The sequence below is a fragment of the Streptomyces sp. B5E4 genome (genome assembly GCF_039871555.1).
Lineage (GTDB): Bacteria > Actinomycetota > Actinomycetes > Streptomycetales > Streptomycetaceae > Streptomyces.
The window spans coordinates 384564-399790 of record NZ_JBDPMI010000002.1; the positions used below are offsets into that span (position 1 = coordinate 384564).

Annotated in this window: 13 protein-coding genes and 1 pseudogene; 7 read left to right on the plus strand and 7 right to left on the minus strand. The window is 74.8% G+C overall.

Annotated elements, in window-relative coordinates:
* Positions 1 to 18: 18 nt before the first annotated feature.
* Entirely contained in the window at positions 19 to 1785 is a 1767-nt protein-coding gene (locus ABGA99_RS04255; RefSeq protein WP_347579148.1) for a substrate-binding and VWA domain-containing protein, read from the minus strand.
* Between the two features lie 101 nt (positions 1786 to 1886).
* On the opposite strand from ABGA99_RS04255, the gene ABGA99_RS04260 reads away from it, so the two are divergent.
* From ABGA99_RS04260 to ABGA99_RS04275, 4 genes and pseudogenes are all read left to right on the plus strand, one after another.
* Complete coding sequence (locus ABGA99_RS04260) at positions 1887 to 2651, plus strand: CPBP family intramembrane glutamic endopeptidase (protein ID WP_347582169.1); 765 nt, start codon at positions 1887 to 1889, stop codon at positions 2649 to 2651.
* A 117-nt stretch (positions 2652 to 2768) separates the two neighbouring features.
* On the plus strand, positions 2769 to 3284 hold the full coding sequence (locus tag ABGA99_RS04265; RefSeq protein WP_347579149.1) for a lytic polysaccharide monooxygenase auxiliary activity family 9 protein: 516 nt from the start codon (positions 2769 to 2771) through the stop codon (positions 3282 to 3284).
* Positions 3285 to 3461: 177 nt separating this feature from the next.
* Positions 3462 to 4363 (plus strand): annotated as a pseudogene (locus tag ABGA99_RS04270) (ADP-ribosylglycohydrolase family protein).
* Between the two features lie 330 nt (positions 4364 to 4693).
* The gene (locus tag ABGA99_RS04275) at positions 4694 to 5248 is read left to right on the plus strand and encodes a PadR family transcriptional regulator (protein WP_347579150.1); all 555 of its coding nucleotides are present in this window, start codon (positions 4694 to 4696) and stop codon (positions 5246 to 5248) included.
* A 60-nt stretch (positions 5249 to 5308) separates the two neighbouring features.
* Here the strand turns inward: ABGA99_RS04275 and ABGA99_RS04280 are convergent, their stop codons facing one another.
* Complete coding sequence (locus tag ABGA99_RS04280; RefSeq protein ID WP_347582170.1) at positions 5309 to 6073, minus strand: DUF4232 domain-containing protein; 765 nt, start codon at positions 6071 to 6073, stop codon at positions 5309 to 5311.
* A gap of 163 nt (positions 6074 to 6236) precedes the next feature.
* Here ABGA99_RS04280 and ABGA99_RS04285 point away from each other — a divergent pair, with 163 nt between their 5' ends.
* On the plus strand, positions 6237 to 7313 hold the full coding sequence (locus tag ABGA99_RS04285) for an EamA family transporter (RefSeq protein WP_347579152.1): 1077 nt from the start codon (positions 6237 to 6239) through the stop codon (positions 7311 to 7313).
* Here ABGA99_RS04285 and ABGA99_RS04290 read toward each other — a convergent pair.
* Positions 7295 to 7966, minus strand: coding sequence for a pyridoxamine 5'-phosphate oxidase family protein (locus ABGA99_RS04290; RefSeq protein ID WP_347579153.1), 672 nt, complete (start codon positions 7964 to 7966; stop codon positions 7295 to 7297). The two genes, ABGA99_RS04285 and ABGA99_RS04290, sit on opposite strands and share 19 nt — an antisense overlap.
* 103 nt (positions 7967 to 8069) lie before the next feature.
* Between ABGA99_RS04290 and ABGA99_RS04295 the strand changes: the two genes are divergently transcribed.
* On the plus strand, positions 8070 to 9401 hold the full coding sequence (locus tag ABGA99_RS04295; RefSeq protein WP_347579154.1) for an aminotransferase class I/II-fold pyridoxal phosphate-dependent enzyme: 1332 nt from the start codon (positions 8070 to 8072) through the stop codon (positions 9399 to 9401).
* A 54-nt stretch (positions 9402 to 9455) separates the two neighbouring features.
* On the opposite strand, the gene ABGA99_RS04300 is transcribed toward ABGA99_RS04295, so the two are convergent.
* Complete coding sequence (locus ABGA99_RS04300) at positions 9456 to 10403, minus strand: EamA family transporter (RefSeq protein WP_347579155.1); 948 nt, start codon at positions 10401 to 10403, stop codon at positions 9456 to 9458.
* 75 nt (positions 10404 to 10478) lie between these two features.
* Here ABGA99_RS04300 and ABGA99_RS04305 point away from each other — a divergent pair, with 75 nt between their 5' ends.
* Entirely contained in the window at positions 10479 to 11378 is a 900-nt protein-coding gene (locus ABGA99_RS04305; RefSeq protein WP_347579156.1) for a LysR family transcriptional regulator, read from the plus strand.
* Between the two features lie 114 nt (positions 11379 to 11492).
* Here ABGA99_RS04305 and ABGA99_RS04310 read toward each other — a convergent pair whose 3' ends face one another.
* The 3 genes from ABGA99_RS04310 to ABGA99_RS04320 form a co-directional block, all read right to left on the minus strand.
* Entirely contained in the window at positions 11493 to 11954 is a 462-nt protein-coding gene (locus tag ABGA99_RS04310) for a Rieske (2Fe-2S) protein (protein ID WP_347579157.1), read from the minus strand.
* A gap of 79 nt (positions 11955 to 12033) precedes the next feature.
* Positions 12034 to 14127, minus strand: coding sequence for a prolyl oligopeptidase family serine peptidase (locus ABGA99_RS04315; protein WP_347582171.1), 2094 nt, complete (start codon positions 14125 to 14127; stop codon positions 12034 to 12036).
* A 130-nt stretch (positions 14128 to 14257) separates the two neighbouring features.
* On the minus strand, positions 14258 to 15109 hold the full coding sequence (locus ABGA99_RS04320) for a helix-turn-helix transcriptional regulator (protein ID WP_347579159.1): 852 nt from the start codon (positions 15107 to 15109) through the stop codon (positions 14258 to 14260).
* Positions 15110 to 15227: the final 118 nt, after the last annotated feature.

Below are 15227 nucleotides of genomic sequence, written 5' to 3' on the forward strand. Positions count from 1 at the left end.
CGCCCCGGTCCGTACGGCTCAGGACAGCGCCGCCTTCGCGCCGGCGTCCGTCACCGCCCGCAGCAGCACCGCGTGGATCTCCTTCGGATCGGTCACCCGGTACGACTCGCCCCCGACCGCCTTCGCGATCCGCCCGCACGCCTCGATGTCCGCCTCCGGCCCGATGCCGATCGCGATCAGGCCCACCGGCCGCTCCGGGTCGGCGGCCTCGCGCAGCCGTGCGGCGAGGTCCGCCGCGGAGATGCTGCCCGGGTCCTCGTTGGTGCCGTCGGTGAGCAGCACGACCGCGTTGAAGCGGCCGGGCGTGTACTCCTTGACCTGCCGCTCGTATGCCGCAAGCGCCGTGTCGTACAGGCCCGTCGCGCCGTCCGGCACCGGCTGGAGGCCGCCGAAGGCGCTCGCGAGGCGTTCGCGGTGGCTGGTGCCGTCGTCGGTGCGCTGGGCCAGCCGCGTGGTGCCGGCGACCTCCTCGTAGTCCTGCTCGCCCTCCAGCCGGGTGGAGAACCGCCACAGACCGATCTCGTCCTCGCCGGTGAACTGCGAGAGCGCCTGGATGAGCGCGTTCTTCGTGACGTCCATCCGGGTCTGCCCCGGCTCGCCCGGCACCGGCTCGCCCATCGAGCCGGAGACGTCGACCACCGTCGTCAGCCGGGCGCTTTGCACCGTGACGGTCCACATGCCGAGGACCGAGGCCACCTCGTCGGGGGACGGCGGCTCGGCGGGCGGTGCGTCGAAGGGCTGCGGGGCGGCGCCGCCGGCGGCCGTCGCCAGATCCGCGTCGAGGCGCCCCTCGGGGGAGCGGAAGCCCTGCCGGCGCAGCAGGTCGGCCGCCTTGGGGTCGGTCAGGAGCCGCTGGAAGCGGCTGGCGGCGCGGACTCGGTCCATCGCCATGGCGTCGTTGTTGACGATGGTGTACGGGTAGTCGAGCGCGACCGTGCCGCCCTCCGGGTAGAACATGGCGAGCCGCCCGCCGGTGCCCGCGCCCGCGTTGTGGCGGAAGGCGGCCTGCTCGGAGAGGAACAGCGCGTCGTTGTCCCGCGGGTCGTCCAGGCCGGAGTCCGGGAGCGACGCCAGCACCGCCGTGTCGCCGGGCTGGACCCGCTCGGCGAGCAGCTTGGCGGTGGCGGCGGTCCGGGTGTCGGCGTTCTTGCCGCCGGCGCGGTGCATCGCCGTGAGCGCGAGCGCGCCGGTGGCGCTCACGGCCGGGTCGGCGGTGCCGAGACGCAGGCCGGCGTCGTCGCCCATCGCGGCGTCCGTCAGCGCGGCCCAGCCGTACGTCTGCTCGGGCCAGCCGAGTTTGCGGGCGCCCTCTGGGAGGGTGGCCACGCCCACGGGCGAGCTGGCCAGGCGCGTCACCTCGTCGATGCTCGCGCTCCCGCCGCCGGCGGTGACCATGCCCGTCCACATGCTGGAGTCGGGTATCCAGACCTGGAAGTCGGGCCGGGTGTCCTTGCTGCGCAGCGCCTGGGCCACCTCCGCGGCCGGCCGTGCGCTCACCTCGATGTCCAGGCAGCGGCCGTCCGACTTCAGCCCCGCCTTGCGGGCGCGGTCGGCGGTCTTGCGGACGACGGGGGCGATGTCGGGCGAGGCGACGACGGCGAGTTCGAGGTCCGCACCCGCGCACGGGTCGTCCTCCGGCAGCAGCCCGGTCTGCACGGCGACCACCGCCCCCGCGCCGATCGCCAGGACGAGGGCGGTCGCGATGACCACCGCGCGGCCCCGTACGCTGCGCCGCAGCACGGCGTCGTCCGTTCCGTACGCATCGGGCAAGCTGTGTCGTCCCATGGTCGTCCCCCCGGACAGCCGCATATTGGTCACGTGTTTTTTCCGCGACCCTAGCGACACAGTGGGGCCCATGGGGAGGGATTGACCAATTGGAGGAGCGAGTGCAGGACCAGTCCCGCAGGCTGCTGATCAGCGAAACGCTGCTGGTGCTGGCGCTGTCCCTGGGCGCGAGCGCGGTCTCGGCCCTGATCAGCTTCACCGGCTCGGTGACCCGGCCGGGCAGGCTGAAGGAGCAGTCGGCCAACCTCAACTCCTCGGCCGCGCCCGGGCGTCCATGGCTGGACCTCGCGTGGCAGCTCTTCGGGATCACCACCGCGCTGGTGCCGGTGGCGCTCGTGGCGTACCTGCTGGTGCGCGAGTACGCGGGCGGGCTGAGCGCCGTGGGGTTCGACCGCCGGCGGCCGGGCTTCGACCTGGGCTGGGGCGCCGTCGTGGCGGCGGTGATCGGCGGCACAGGGCTGGCGTTCTACCTGGGCGCGCGGGCGGCGGGGTTCAACCTGACCGTCGTCCCCGAGTCGCTGCCGGACGTGTGGTGGAAGATCCCGGTGCTGATCCTCTCCGCGGTGCAGAACTCCGTGGTGGAGGAGGTCATCGTCGTGGGCTATCTGCTGCGGCGGCTGGACCAGCTCGGCTGGACCCCGACGGCGTCGCTGGCGGCCAGCTCGCTGCTGCGCGGGACGTACCACCTGTACCAGGGGATCGGCGGCTTCATCGGCAACGCGGTGATGGGCGTGGTGTTCGTCCTGCTGTACCGGCGGTGGGGCCGTGTGGGGCCGCTGGTGGCGGCACACGCCTTCATCGACATCGTGGCGTTCGTGGGGTACGCGCTGCTGGCGGGGAAGGTGGGGTGGCTGCCTACGGACTGAACGGCTCCGGCCCGGTGGGCTGCTGCCGGCGGCCAATTCTCCCTGGTCCACAGTCTTGACGGTGGTCTGACAATAGATAAAGTCTAGACCAATGCCCCCCATGCAGGGAGAGACAAGATGCGCAGTCTCAAAAAGCGTGCAGCGATCGTCGCCGCGACCGTGACCCCGTTGGTCGTCCTCGCCCTCCCGGCCCCGCAGGCGAGTGCACACGGCTGGATCACCTCGCCGCCCAGCCGGCAGCAGCAGTGCAAAGCGGGCACGGTCTCGTGTGGTCAGATCCAGTGGGAGCCCCAGAGCGTCGAGGGTCCCAAGGGTCTGACGAGCTGCCACGGCGGCAACAGCCGGTTCGCCGAGCTCAACGACGACAGCAAGGGCTGGGCGGTCACCACCATCAACAGGACGCAGTCGTTCAACTGGCAGATCACCGCCAACCACCGCACGAGCACATGGCAGTACTTCGTCGGCGGCCAGAAGGTCGCGGAGTTCAACGACGGCGGCGCGCAGCCGCCCTCGCAGTTCAGCCACACGGTCAACTTCGGCAACATCACCGGCCGGCAGAAGGTCCTGGCCGTGTGGAACGTGTACGACACGTCCAACGCCTTCTACGCCTGCATCGACGTCAACATCCGCTGACGCCGAGACGGCCGTAACGGCGGCAACGGACCCCCGGGGAGCGAACGGCTCCCCGGGGGCTTCGTGTCGTCCGGGGCGGGGGGCCGTCCGGGATCACGCCCGGATCCGAAGCGTGTCCGCGCCGAAATCCGCGTGGAGGAGCGCCGTCGGCGCTGCGATACTTCCCCGGTGATCGAGATGCCCACCGCCGCGCTGGACTCGTTGCACGGGCTCGCCTTCGGTGACGCCTTCGGCGACCGCTGGTTCGGCATCCTGCGCCGGGACGGTCCGGCGGCCCTGGAGGCGCGGACGCTGCCCCCGGAAGCGGTGTGGCGGTGGAGCGACGACACGGCCCAGGCGCTCGTCCTCGTACGGGAACTCGCCGAGGGCGGCGGGGCCGTCGACCAGGACCGCCTCGCCCTGCGGCTGGCGGCGGCCTACACCGACGACATGCACCGCGGCTACGGAGCCTCGATGCACGACGTGCTCCGCCGGATCGGCGCGGGCGAGCCCTGGCGGGAGTGGTCTCCGGCCAGTTCGGCGGCCACGGTTCCTGGGGCAACGGCGCGGCCATGCGCGCAGCCCCGCTCGGCGCCTGGCACGCGGCCGACCTCGACGCCGTCGCCGAGCAGGCCGCCCTCCAGGGTGCGGTCTCGCACCATCACCCGGAGGCGGTCGCCGCGGCGGTGGCGGTCGCCCTCGCCGCGGCGCTGGCCACCCGCAGCCGGGGCGGGCACCCTCCGGCCCGGCCGGACTTCCTCCGGGCGGTCGCCGAACGGCTCCCCGACGGCGACGTCCGATCGGGAGTGCGGATCGCGGCCCGGATGCCGGAGAGCGCCTCGGTCCGGCACGCCGCGGAGGTCCTGGGGTCGGGCTACCGGATGTCCGGACCGGACACCGTCCCCTACGCGCTGTGGTGCGCGGCGGGGCACCTCGACGACTTGCACGAGGGTCTGTGGGCCACGGTCGCGGGGCGCGGCGACATCGACACCACCTGCGCGATGGCGGGCGGGGTGATAGCCGCCCGCACGGGCGTCGCCACCCTCCCCTCCACCTGGCACGCAGCCCGCGAACCGCTGCCGCCGGTGGTGCCGGAGTAGAACGCCTCTCAGGACGGTGGCGAGCGGGATGCCCGTGGCGTGGGTGATCCGGTGAGGCCCGCTGCCGGTCCACCCCTGGCCGACGAGGCGCCGGCGCACGACGAGTCCTTCGACGCGCAGACCCGGTGACGTGCCGTCGTGCACGCGCTGCTGAGCCGCGCGGACCGGATTCGGCGAAGCGCGCGAACCGCGCCTGCCGCGTGGAGTCCCGCCGCTGGACTCGCTCCCTCCTGCGCCGGACCGTACGGCGGGATTGCCTTGCGACTGTTGGCGATATATCGTTGACGTGTCGCAATCGATCGTAGAAGAGATCTGGAAGAGGTGATGTCCATGCGATCCCATGGACACGGATATGGCCCGCGCGACGGGCGTCGCTCGGCCTTCGGCGGGTTCGGGCCGCCGTTCGGGCCGCCCTTCGGGCGGGGGCGGGGCGGGCCGCGGGGGCGGGCGCGGCGCGGGGACGTGCGGGCGTCGATTCTGGCGCTGCTCAAGGACCGGAGCATGCACGGGTACGAGATGATCCAGGAGATCTCCGAGCGCAGCGGCGGGGCCTGGAAGCCGAGTCCCGGCTCGGTCTATCCGACGCTGCAAATGCTGGAGGACGAAGGGCTGATCGTCAGTGCCACGGAGGGCGGCAAGAAGCTGTTCTCGCTCACCGACGCGGGGCGCGAGGAGGCCGAGTCCGGGCCCGACGCGCCCTGGGAGGACGCCGGGCGCGGGGTCGACTGGGAGGCGCTGCAGGAGGTCCGGCAGTCGGGCTTCGCGCTTGCCGAGGCGTTTCGGCAGGTGTACACCACCGGCACTCCCGAGCAGCGCCAGGAGGCGCTGGCCGTCGTCAACGACGCCCGGAAGAAGCTCTACCTGATCCTCGCCGAGGAGCACTGAGCCCCGGCGCCCGGTTCGGCCGGCCGGGCGCCGCGGCTCAGCCGGGCGGTGGAGCCGCCGTCAGCGCGCCGGGCCGGGCCCCTTCGCCAGCGGCAGGGACTCGATGCGGCCCGCGTCGCAGACCTCGCCGAGTTGCCACGCGGTGTCCGTGTGGTCGTACGTGTCGGGCGGGATGACCTGCAGCTCCGCCGGCTTCGGCCGGCAGGCGCCGCTCGGGTCGTCCGAGTCGCCGGCCACCACCGTCCAGTGCAGCCGGCTCCACGCCGAGGCACCGGGCGCGAGGGTCTGCATCGACGGGGTGCGGCTGCCGTCCCGTACGACGTTGGTCGGGACGTCGGTGCCGTCGGCCCCGACCAGTTGCAGGCCGGTCCAGCCGCGGGTGCGGCAGGTGGCGTCCGAGTCGTTGGTGAGGACGAGCGCCGCGTAGCGGTTGCCCGCCGCCGAGTTGAGCGGGCGTACGGAGGCCGCCAGGTCGCCCGTACGGCACCAGGGGGCCGCCGCCGAGTCGTCGACCGCCGCGTTCGGCTCCGTCTTCGGCTCCGTCTTCGGCTTCGCCTTGAGCGGCTCCACGGCCGGGCCCTCGTCCGCCTTGCCGTCCTCCGCCGCGCCGGCTGCCTTCTCCCGTTCGGCGTCGTCCTTCGTGGGCACGTCCTGCTGCGCCTTGTCTCCGTCCGGCGCGCCCTGCGCCGGACCGGGCTTGGAGTTGCCCGCGGGGGCTGCGGACTCTCCGTCGGAACTCGTGCCGCAGCCTGCGGCCAGCAGCCCCGCCGCCGCGACGGCGGCGAGGGCGATGCGGGTGCGGGCGCGGCCGGGCTGTCTTCTCATGTCTTCCCCCTGGCTGCTCGGAGTGACCAGATCGTGGGGTGTCGGTCGTTGGACCCGCGCAGGGAGCGATCGGTTCCCCCTCAGTGAATTCCCGCGTACGGAGGGGAGGATGCGCGGTCTGCGCCCGCGCGCCTCATGTCAGCAGCAATGAAGAATGACACTCATGTACGGCGCTGACATAATCGCCCGCATGCAGCAGTCATTCGACAGGCGCGCCGGGCTCGGGCTCGCGCTGGCCTCCGCGCTCGCGTTCGGCGGATCCGGGGTGGCGGCCAAGCCGCTCATCGAGCAGGGCATGGACTCGCTGCACGTGGTGTGGCTGCGGATCGCCGGGGCCGCACTGGTGCTGCTGCCGCTCGCCTGGCGGCACCGCGCGCTGGTACGGGAGCGGCCGGCGCTGCTCGCCGGGTTCGGCGTGCTCGCGGTCGCCGGCGTGCAGGCTTTCTACTTCGCGGCCATCGCCCGGATCCCGGTCGGGGTGGGGCTGCTCATCGAGTTCTTCGGGCCGGCGCTGGTGCTGGGCTGGGTGCGGTTCGTCCAGCGGCGGCCGGTCACCCGGCAGGCGGCGGTCGGCGTGCTGTTCGCGGTCACCGGTCTCGCGTGCGTGGTCGAGGTCTGGGCCGGTCTGGGCTTCGACCCGCTGGGGCTGCTCCTGGCCTTCGGCGCGGCGTGCTGCCAGTGCGCGTACTTCGTCCTCGCCGGGCACGGCTCCGACTCCGCCGACGGTGCGGCGCCGCACCCGCTCGGCGTCATCGCGTACGGGCTGATCGTCGGCGCCGTCGTGCTCACCCTCGTCTCCCGGCCCTGGAACCTGGACTGGTCGCTGCTCGGCGAGCGCGCAGAACTCGGCGACATGCGGCCGCCGGCCTGGACGCTGATCCTCTGGATCGTCCTGGTCACGACCGTGCTCGCGTACCTTTTCGGCGTCCTCGCGGTGCGCCGGCTCTCGCCCCCGGTGGCGGGTGTCGTCGCGTGCCTGGAGGCCGTCGTCGCGTCCGTGCTGGCGTGGGTGCTGCTGGCGGAGCACCTGGGCGCGGCACAGATCGTGGGCGGCGCGCTGGTGCTCATCGGCGCCTTCACCGCGCAACTGGCGGCGCCGGCACCGGGCTCGGGGGAGCGCGGCGAGCCGGTCGCCGGAAACGTGCCGCGGCCGCCGGACGACGGCGAGGACCTGCCCGGCGACGCGCCCGCGGCATCCGCCGCCGACGCGCCGCCGCCGGGTCAGCCCGCGGGCAGGTAGCCGGGCGGCTCGACGCCCGGCGCCAGGTCGTCGGCCGGTACGGGCGCGCCGTACACGGGTGCGACCGGCACCACGCCCGTCCAATACGGCAGCTCCAGGTCCTCCGGCTCGTCCTCGGGGCCGCCGGTGCGTGTCTTGACCGAGACCTCCTCGATCGCGAGCCGGAGCACCGCCGTCTTGGCCAGCTCCTTGGCGTTCGCGCGCCGGGAGTCGTCGGCCCGGCCGGGGACGATGTGGTCGACGATCGCGTCGAGGGCCATGGTCCGCTCGTCGTGGTCGGTCACGGCGTACGCGTCGCCGTGCAGCACCGCGGAGCGGTAGTTGATCGAGTGGTGGAACGCGGAGCGGGCCAGCACCAGCCCGTCGACGTGCGTGACCGTCAGGCACACCGGCAGCCCGGCGTCCTCGGCCCGCCCGGCGGTGCGCAGGGGGCGGGAGCCGGTGGAGCCGTGCACGTACACCTGCTCGCCGACGCGCGCGTAGAGCGTGGGCAGGACGACGGGGCGGCCCTCGCGGACGAAGCCGAGGTGGCAGACGTAGCCGGCGTCGAGCACGGAGTGCACCACCTCGCGGTCGTACGACGCGCGCTCGCGGGAGCGCGTCAGGACGGTGCGGTCGGTGGGTCGGTAGGCGGCGGGGGGCGTGGTGGACACGGGGGCTCCCTCGGTACTCGGTGGTGCTCGGCGGTGCGTGCCGCCGGTGTGCGGCGGCGGTGTCGAGTTGCGGTTCTTGTTGCACTAGTGCAATATCCTATTTGTGCTAGGAGAGTATCGGATCGAAGGCCGGGGCGCAGCAGAGATCTCCGCCAGCATCGAGCGCGGCATCGGCGCCGGTGCACTGCAGCCAGGCGCCCCGCTGCCGCCGCTGCGCGCGCTGGCGGAAGAGCTGGCGGTCAACCCGAACACGGTGGCCGCCGCGTACCGCATGCTGCGCGAACGCGGCGTCGTCGAGACCGCCGGCCGGCGCGGCACCCGCGTGCGCGCCCGCCCCGCCACCGCCCCCCGCGAGCAGATCAGCGTCGCCGTGCCGCCCGGCGCCCGCGACCTGTCCACGGGCAACCCCGACCCCGCCCTGCTGCCCCCGCTCGCCGGCGCCCTCGCCGCGGCGGCCGCCCGGCACGCCACGAGCCCCGTGCTCTACGGCGACGAGGGCGTCGCCCCCGAGCTGGCCCGCCTCGCCCGCGCCGACTTCGACGCCGACGGCATACCGCCGGGACCCGTGGCCGTCACCTCCGGCTCGCTGGACGCGATCGAGCGCGCGCTCGCCGCCCATCTGCGCCCCGGCGACGCGGTCGCGGTCGAGGACCCCGCCTGGGGCAGCCTCCTCGACCTGGTGCCCGCGCTCGGCCTGCGGCCCGTGCCGGTCGAGCTGGACGACGAGGGACCCCTTCCGGAGCGCGCCGCCGCGGCGCTGGCCGCCGGCGCGCGCGCCCTCGTCGTGACCTCCCGCGCGCAGAACCCGACCGGCGCCGCGCTCACCCCGGCGCGCGCCGCCGAACTGCGCGCCGTCCTCGCCCGGCACCCGGACGTGCTGCTCGTCGAGGACGACCACGGCCACGCGATCGTCGACCTGCCGTTCCAGCCGCTGGCCGGCCCCGCGCGGCACTGGCTCGCGGTGCGCTCCGCCGCCAAGGCATACGGTCCCGACCTGCGGCTCGCGGTGCTCACCGGGGACCGGGTGACCGTGGACCGCGTCGAGGGCCGCCAGCGCCTCGGCCCCGGCTGGGTCAGCCGGCTGCTCCAGGACACGGTCGCCCACGTGCGCCGGAGCGGGATTCTGGACACCGCGGCGGTCGCCCGCTCGTACGGCGAGCGGCGCGAGGCGCTGCTGACGGCGCTGCGGCGGCGCGGGGTCGAGGCCACCGGGCGCAGCGGCATGAACGTGTGGCTGCTGGTGCCCGACGAGACCTCCGCGGTCACGCAGCTCCTCCGGTCCGGCTGGGCGGCGGCCCCCGGCGCCCGTTTCCGCCTCGCCTCGCCGCCCGGCATCCGGCTGACCGTCTCGCCGCTGGCGGGCGAGGACGTGGTGCCGCTGGCGGACGCGGTGGCGGCGGCGGTACGGCCCGCTCCCGGACGGCGGTGGGTCTGAGGGGCGTACGGGCCGCCTGCCCGACGCCCGTACGGAACGCTCGTACCCGCGCCGCTACCCGCGCTCCGCGCGCGGGCGGCTGCGCGAGAGCGCCGCGCCCGCCAGCACCACCGCCGCGCCCACCGGCGTGTTCCACGTCAGCTCCTCGCCGAGCAGCGCCACCCCCGCGGCCGTGGCGATCACCGGGATGACGTACGTGACCGTGTGCGCCGCCGTCGGCCCCACGTCGGCCACCAGCCCGTGCTGTACGAGCACCGCGAGCCCCGTGCCCAGCACCCCCAGTGTGACGACGGCCAGCAGCGGCCCGGCCGGGATCGCGGCCGGCACGGAGGTGAACAGCAGCGTGGCCACGGCCAGTTGGGCGGTGCCGAGCAGCAGTTGCGTTCCCGCGACCGACAGGTGGGAGTGCCCGAGGCCGGCGAGCGTGCGGCGGACGTAGATCCAGCCGACGGCGTAGCTGGCGGCGGCGAGCAGCGCGAGCACGGTGCCCAGCGGGTCCTGGCCGGTGAAGCCCCGCCACGCGCCCAGGACGATCAGCACCCCGGCGAACCCGAGCCCGAGACCCGCGACCCGGCGGCGCGTCGGCCGGTCCTCCCGCAGCGCGACGAGGGCGAGCAGCATCGCCCACAGCGGCGAGGTGGCGTTGCAGATCCCGGCGAGCGAGGAGCTGATGTGCAACTCGGCGTAGGCGAAGAGGGAGAAGGGCAGCGCGTTGATGAAGAACGCGGCCACCGCGATGTGCCCCCACGTACGGGCGCCGCGCGGCAGCCGCTCCCTGCGTATCGCGAGCGCGGCGACCAGGACGGCGGAGCCGAAGGCCATCCGGCCGAGCGTTACCTGCAGTGGGGCGAAGCCGTCGGTGCCGACCTTGATGAGCAGGAAGCTGAAGCCCCAGACGACCGACAGGGCGGTGAAGCGGACGCGCCAGTCGAGGAACGCGCGCCGGGGCGCCGGGGCCGGCTCGGTGGCCGTGTCGGTGGCTGCTGCCGATGCCGTGGTCATGGGAGCTACGGTGAGCCACGCCTTCCTCGTAGCACAAGCGAGACTTTATGGCAGCTATCTCGTAGCATTGCTTACATGTTGAATCTGGAACGCCTGCGCACCCTGGCCGCCGTCGCCCGGCACGGCTCCGTGAGCGCCGCGGCCGACGGGCTGCACATCACCACCTCCGCCGTCTCCCAGCAACTCGCCAAGCTGGAGCGGGAGACGGGGCAGCAGTTGCTCGCCAAGAACGGCCGCGGCATCCGCCTCACCGACGCAGGACGGCTGCTCTCCGAGCACGCCACCCGGATCCTGTCGCAGGTCGAGGCGGCGCAGTCCGAGCTGGAGGCGCACCGCGGGCGGCCCGTCGGGGAACTGGGGCTCGCGGCGTTCCCGACCGCCGCCCGCGGGCTGTTCCCCGCCGCGCTCGCGGCGCTGCGCCGCGACCACCCCGAGCTGCGCGTACGGCTGCGGGAGCAGGAGCCGGACGAGACGGTGCCCGGCGTCATGCGCGGCGACCACGACCTCGGCGTCGTCCTGGACTGGTACAACAAACCCCTGCCGCTGCCGCCGGGGCTGTCCCGGGCGCCGCTGCTCGACGACCTCGCGGACGTCGCCGTGCCCGCGGGGCACCCGCTGGCGGACCGCGCGGACGTGGTCCTGGAGGACTTCGCGGACGACGACTGGATCTCCTGGCCGGAGAGCGAGTTCTGCCACGACTGGCTGGTGTTCACCCTGCGCGCCAAGGGCATCGAGCCGCGCATCGCGCACACCGCCGAGGAACACCACACGCAACTCGCGCTCATCGCCGCGGGCCTCGGCGTGGCCGTCGCGCCGCGGCTCGGCCGCGGGGCGGTGCCCGCGGGCGTACGCATCCTGCCGGTACGCGGCGCGATGCACCGGCACATCTACGCGATCTGGCGCTCCGACGCCGACCGCCGGCCGTCGATCAGGGAGGCGGTACGCGCGCTGCAGGCGGCGGGCCGCGCCCTCTGAGCGCGGCCCGCGGGGCGCCGGGACGGTGGCCGCCCCACCCGCGGCCGCCCATCCTCGTACGCCCACATGCGCCTTGTGCGCCTCGCGCCCGTGATGCCCTCCGCCCGTGCGCTGTCAGCCCTGGCGCAGTACGTCCCCGTCGACCCGTACGTCCTCCGCCGGCAGCGGCTGCGTGGCCGGGCCCTTGGCGACACTGCCGTCCGCGATGGCGAACTTGCTGCCGTGGCACGCGCAGTTGATCGTGCCGTCCTCGACGCTGCTGACGAGGCAGCCCTGGTGCGTGCAGACCGCCGAGAACGCCTTGAACTCGCCCGGTTCCGGCTGCGTCACGACCACCTTCTGATCCTTGAAGATCTTGCCGCCGCCCTCGGGCACCTCGTCCGTGGTACCGAGCTGCGGGCCGTCCTCTCCGCCTTCCTCCGGCTTCAGCTCGGCGCTGCCGGAGTCGCCCGAGCCGCCGCCGTCGCCCGGGTCGTCGCCGCAGGCGGCGAGCGCGGCGGTGAGACCGCCGGCGCCGACGGCGGCCACGACGGTGCGGCGTGCGGTGAGCCGGGCCGGATTGCGGGAATGCGTCATGGTGGGGCCCTTTCCTGGTGCGCCGGTCGTCCGCCTAGGGCCGGCGGGCCCGGCGTTCTGTTCGTGTGCCTCAGGCCCCTCATACGTACGGCGGGGGGTCGGCGTTCAGCTCCCGCCGCAGGAACGCCAGCTCGCACCAGAGGAGATTCTCGGCGATCGCGTCGTCGGAGATCATGTGTGACGCGCCGGGCACCGGAAGGACGCTGTGCGGCTTGCCCGCGGCCAGCAGCTCACCGGAGAGCCGCAGGGTGTGGGCCGCGACGACGTTGTCGTCCGCGAGGCCGTGGACGAACAGCAGGGGCCGGCGCAGTCGGTGGCCGAGCCCCACGAGGGACGAACGGTCGTAGTGCTCGGGGTACTTCTCCGGGTGGCCGAGGAAGCGCTCCTGGTAGTGGGTGTCGTACAGCCGCGCGTCGGTGACCGGCGCGCCCGCGACGGCGGCGTGGAAGACGTCCGGCCGGGTGAGGACCGCCGCCGCGGCGAGGAAGCCGCCGAACGACCAGCCGCGGATGCCGACCCGGTCCAGGTCGAGGTCCGGATGGCCGGCGGCCGCCGCCTGCAGCCCCCGCACCTGGTCCGCGACGGCCGTATCCCGCTTGTCGCCGGTGTTCATCCGCTCCCAGGACGGCGCGCCCGGCGTGGCCCGCCCGTCGGTGACCAGCACCGCGAAGCCCTGCTCCGCGAACCACTGCGAGACCAGCGTCCACCACCCGCGCGCCGGCACCGCGAGCCGCAGCCCCGGCCCGCCGTACGGGTCGCACAGCACCGGCAGCGGGCCGTCGCCGGGGCTGTGCCACGACGGCAGGAACAGGTTGCTGCGCAGCCCCTCCGGCCCGTCGAGACGCTGCGGCCGGGGCCGGATCGCCGGCTCCTCGGCGCGCGAGAGGAGCGGCGTGGCCGGGCCGCCGGCGGCCAGCACCCGCGTCGTGGAACCGGCGGGCGTCACACTCTCCAGCACCGTCGTCCCGCCGCCGGCGGCCGCCGTGTGGTGCCCCTGCTCCCCGGTCAGCGGCTCGCAGCCCGGCCCCGGTTCGTACGACCACACGTGCCGCTCCGCCGGGTCCTCGGCCGCCGTGAACAGCACCCGCTCGCCCGCGACTCCCAGCACCGCGCGCACCTGCAGCCCGGCGGGCGAGACGGGCTCGCCGTCGCGCAGGAGGCGGTACGTGTCCGTGGCGGTGTCGTTCGTGACCTGCACCAGCGCGCCGGACGCGGTCCTGGCCGGGGTCCCCGGCACCAGCCGGGTCCAGTGCGGGTCGTGGGTCTCGGCGAGCACGCGGGTGTCGCCGGTCCCGGGGTCGGCGGCGAGCGTGAGCAGGGTGCGCTGGTCGCGGCTCTGGACGCCGAGGAGCGGGCCGTGGGCGTCCCAGCGGACCGTGGCCAGATACTCGTACGCCGCCCGGTCCCACCGCACCTCCGTACGGCGGCCGTCGAGCGTGACCACGTGCAGGGAGACGTCCGCGTTGGCCGTGCCGGCGAGGGGGTAGCGCACGGTGCGGGGCTCGGCCGCCGGCTCCGCGGGGTCGGCGAGGTGCCAGCGCTGCACCCCGGACTCGTCCACACGCGCGACGAGCAGCGCCTCGCCGTCCGGAGCCCACCAGTGGCCGCGGTCGCGGTGCATCGACTCGGCGGCGACATGCTCGGGCAGCCCGTACGTCACGTCGGGCCCCTCCGGCGCCGCGAGCAGCCGGCCGGCGCCGTCCGCGACGGATGCGACGTGCAGCGCACCGCCGGTGACGTAGGCGACGTGCGTGCCGTCGGGGGAGAGGCGCGGGTCGACGGCGGGCCCGGCGGCGGGCACCCGGAACGGTGCCGAGCCGTCGGTCCTTACCGCCCACAGCTCGCCGCCCAGCGCGAACACCGCGAGTCGCACGTCGGCGTCCGTGGCGTACGAGGTGACCCCCGCCGTCCGTGTCCGCGCCCGCTCCCGGCGCACCCGCTCCGCCTCGGGCTCCGCCGCGCCCCGCACCGGCCCGCCCGGACCCGCCAACTCCCGCTCCGCACCCCGCTCGTACAGCCACAGCCGCGCCACGGGATCCGTACCGCTCCCGGTGCGCAGGAACAGCACGCGCTCGCCGTCGGGCGAGACGGTCACCCCGTGGGGCAGGCCGAGCGTGAACTTCCGGGTGCGGGCGAGGTGGCGGGGGAACTCCGGCGCGCGGTTTGCGTTCATGCCCGAGACCATGCCCACAGATCGGCCGCCGCCACCAGGGGGACGGCCTGGCGGGCAGGGCATCACGGGGGATTCGGCGGGCCTCCGCGGCCGACCGGCGGCGGGGCCGGGCGGTGACCGGACAGGACCGTCACGCGCTACGCGACCCCTCGGGGCGGGACAGGGCGGTGGAGGGCGCGAGGAGGGTGCGGAGACGGCCCGGGGGCAGTCCGGACTCGGCGCGTACGACGTGCGTCATGTGCGCCTGGTCGGCGAAGCCGAGTGCGGCCGCGAGGCCGCCGAGGTCGCGCTCGCCGGCGGCCAGGCACTCCAGCGCCCGCGCGGCGCGCAGCCGGTTGCGGTAGCGGCTGAGCGTGGCGCCGGTCGCCGCCCGGAACACCCGGCTCAGGTGGTGCGGCGAGCAGCCCAGTTCGGCGGCGAGGGCGAGCAGCCCGAGCCGCGGGTCCGCGGCCAGCGCCTCCCGGGCGCCGTCGGCCAGCCGCCGCCGGGCCGCGGACGTGGCCGGAGCGCCGCTCGCCACCCGGCGCGTGTCGAGTTGCGCGAGCGCCGCCGCGGTCAGCGCGACCGCCGACTCGGCGGTTCCGAAGGCGTCCCCGGAATCGCGACCCGCGGAGGCGCACAGCAGACGGTGCCGCAGCGCCATCGCGGGCGTGGTGAACACCAGCCCCTCGGGTACGGCGGGATCGCCGCCCAGCAGGGAGGCGAGCAGCGGCTCCGAGGGCACCAGCTCGGTGTAGCGGTCGGCGCCGCGCGGGTGCGCGAACTGCTGCTCGCTGCCGAGCCGTTCGACGTACACCGACGCCGGGTCCATCGTCTGCTCCCTACCGTCCACCCGCGCTCGTACGACACCGTCGCGTACGAGGACGAGCCCGAAGACGTCCGCGGCGCGCAGGGGCGTCCACCCGGCGGGCGGATCGCCGCATCGGACGTCGATGACGCTGAGGTCGTCGCCGGTGAGGAGCGAGTGCCGGATCACCGCCATGCGCTTGAGCCTTGCACACGGGGGAGCCGGCCCGGGAGCGCCGCAGCGGGCGCGGCACGTGCGCGAAGCCGCACCCGGTCGTGCCGCGAGTCCGGCCGTCCGCGACGCCGCTGCGCGG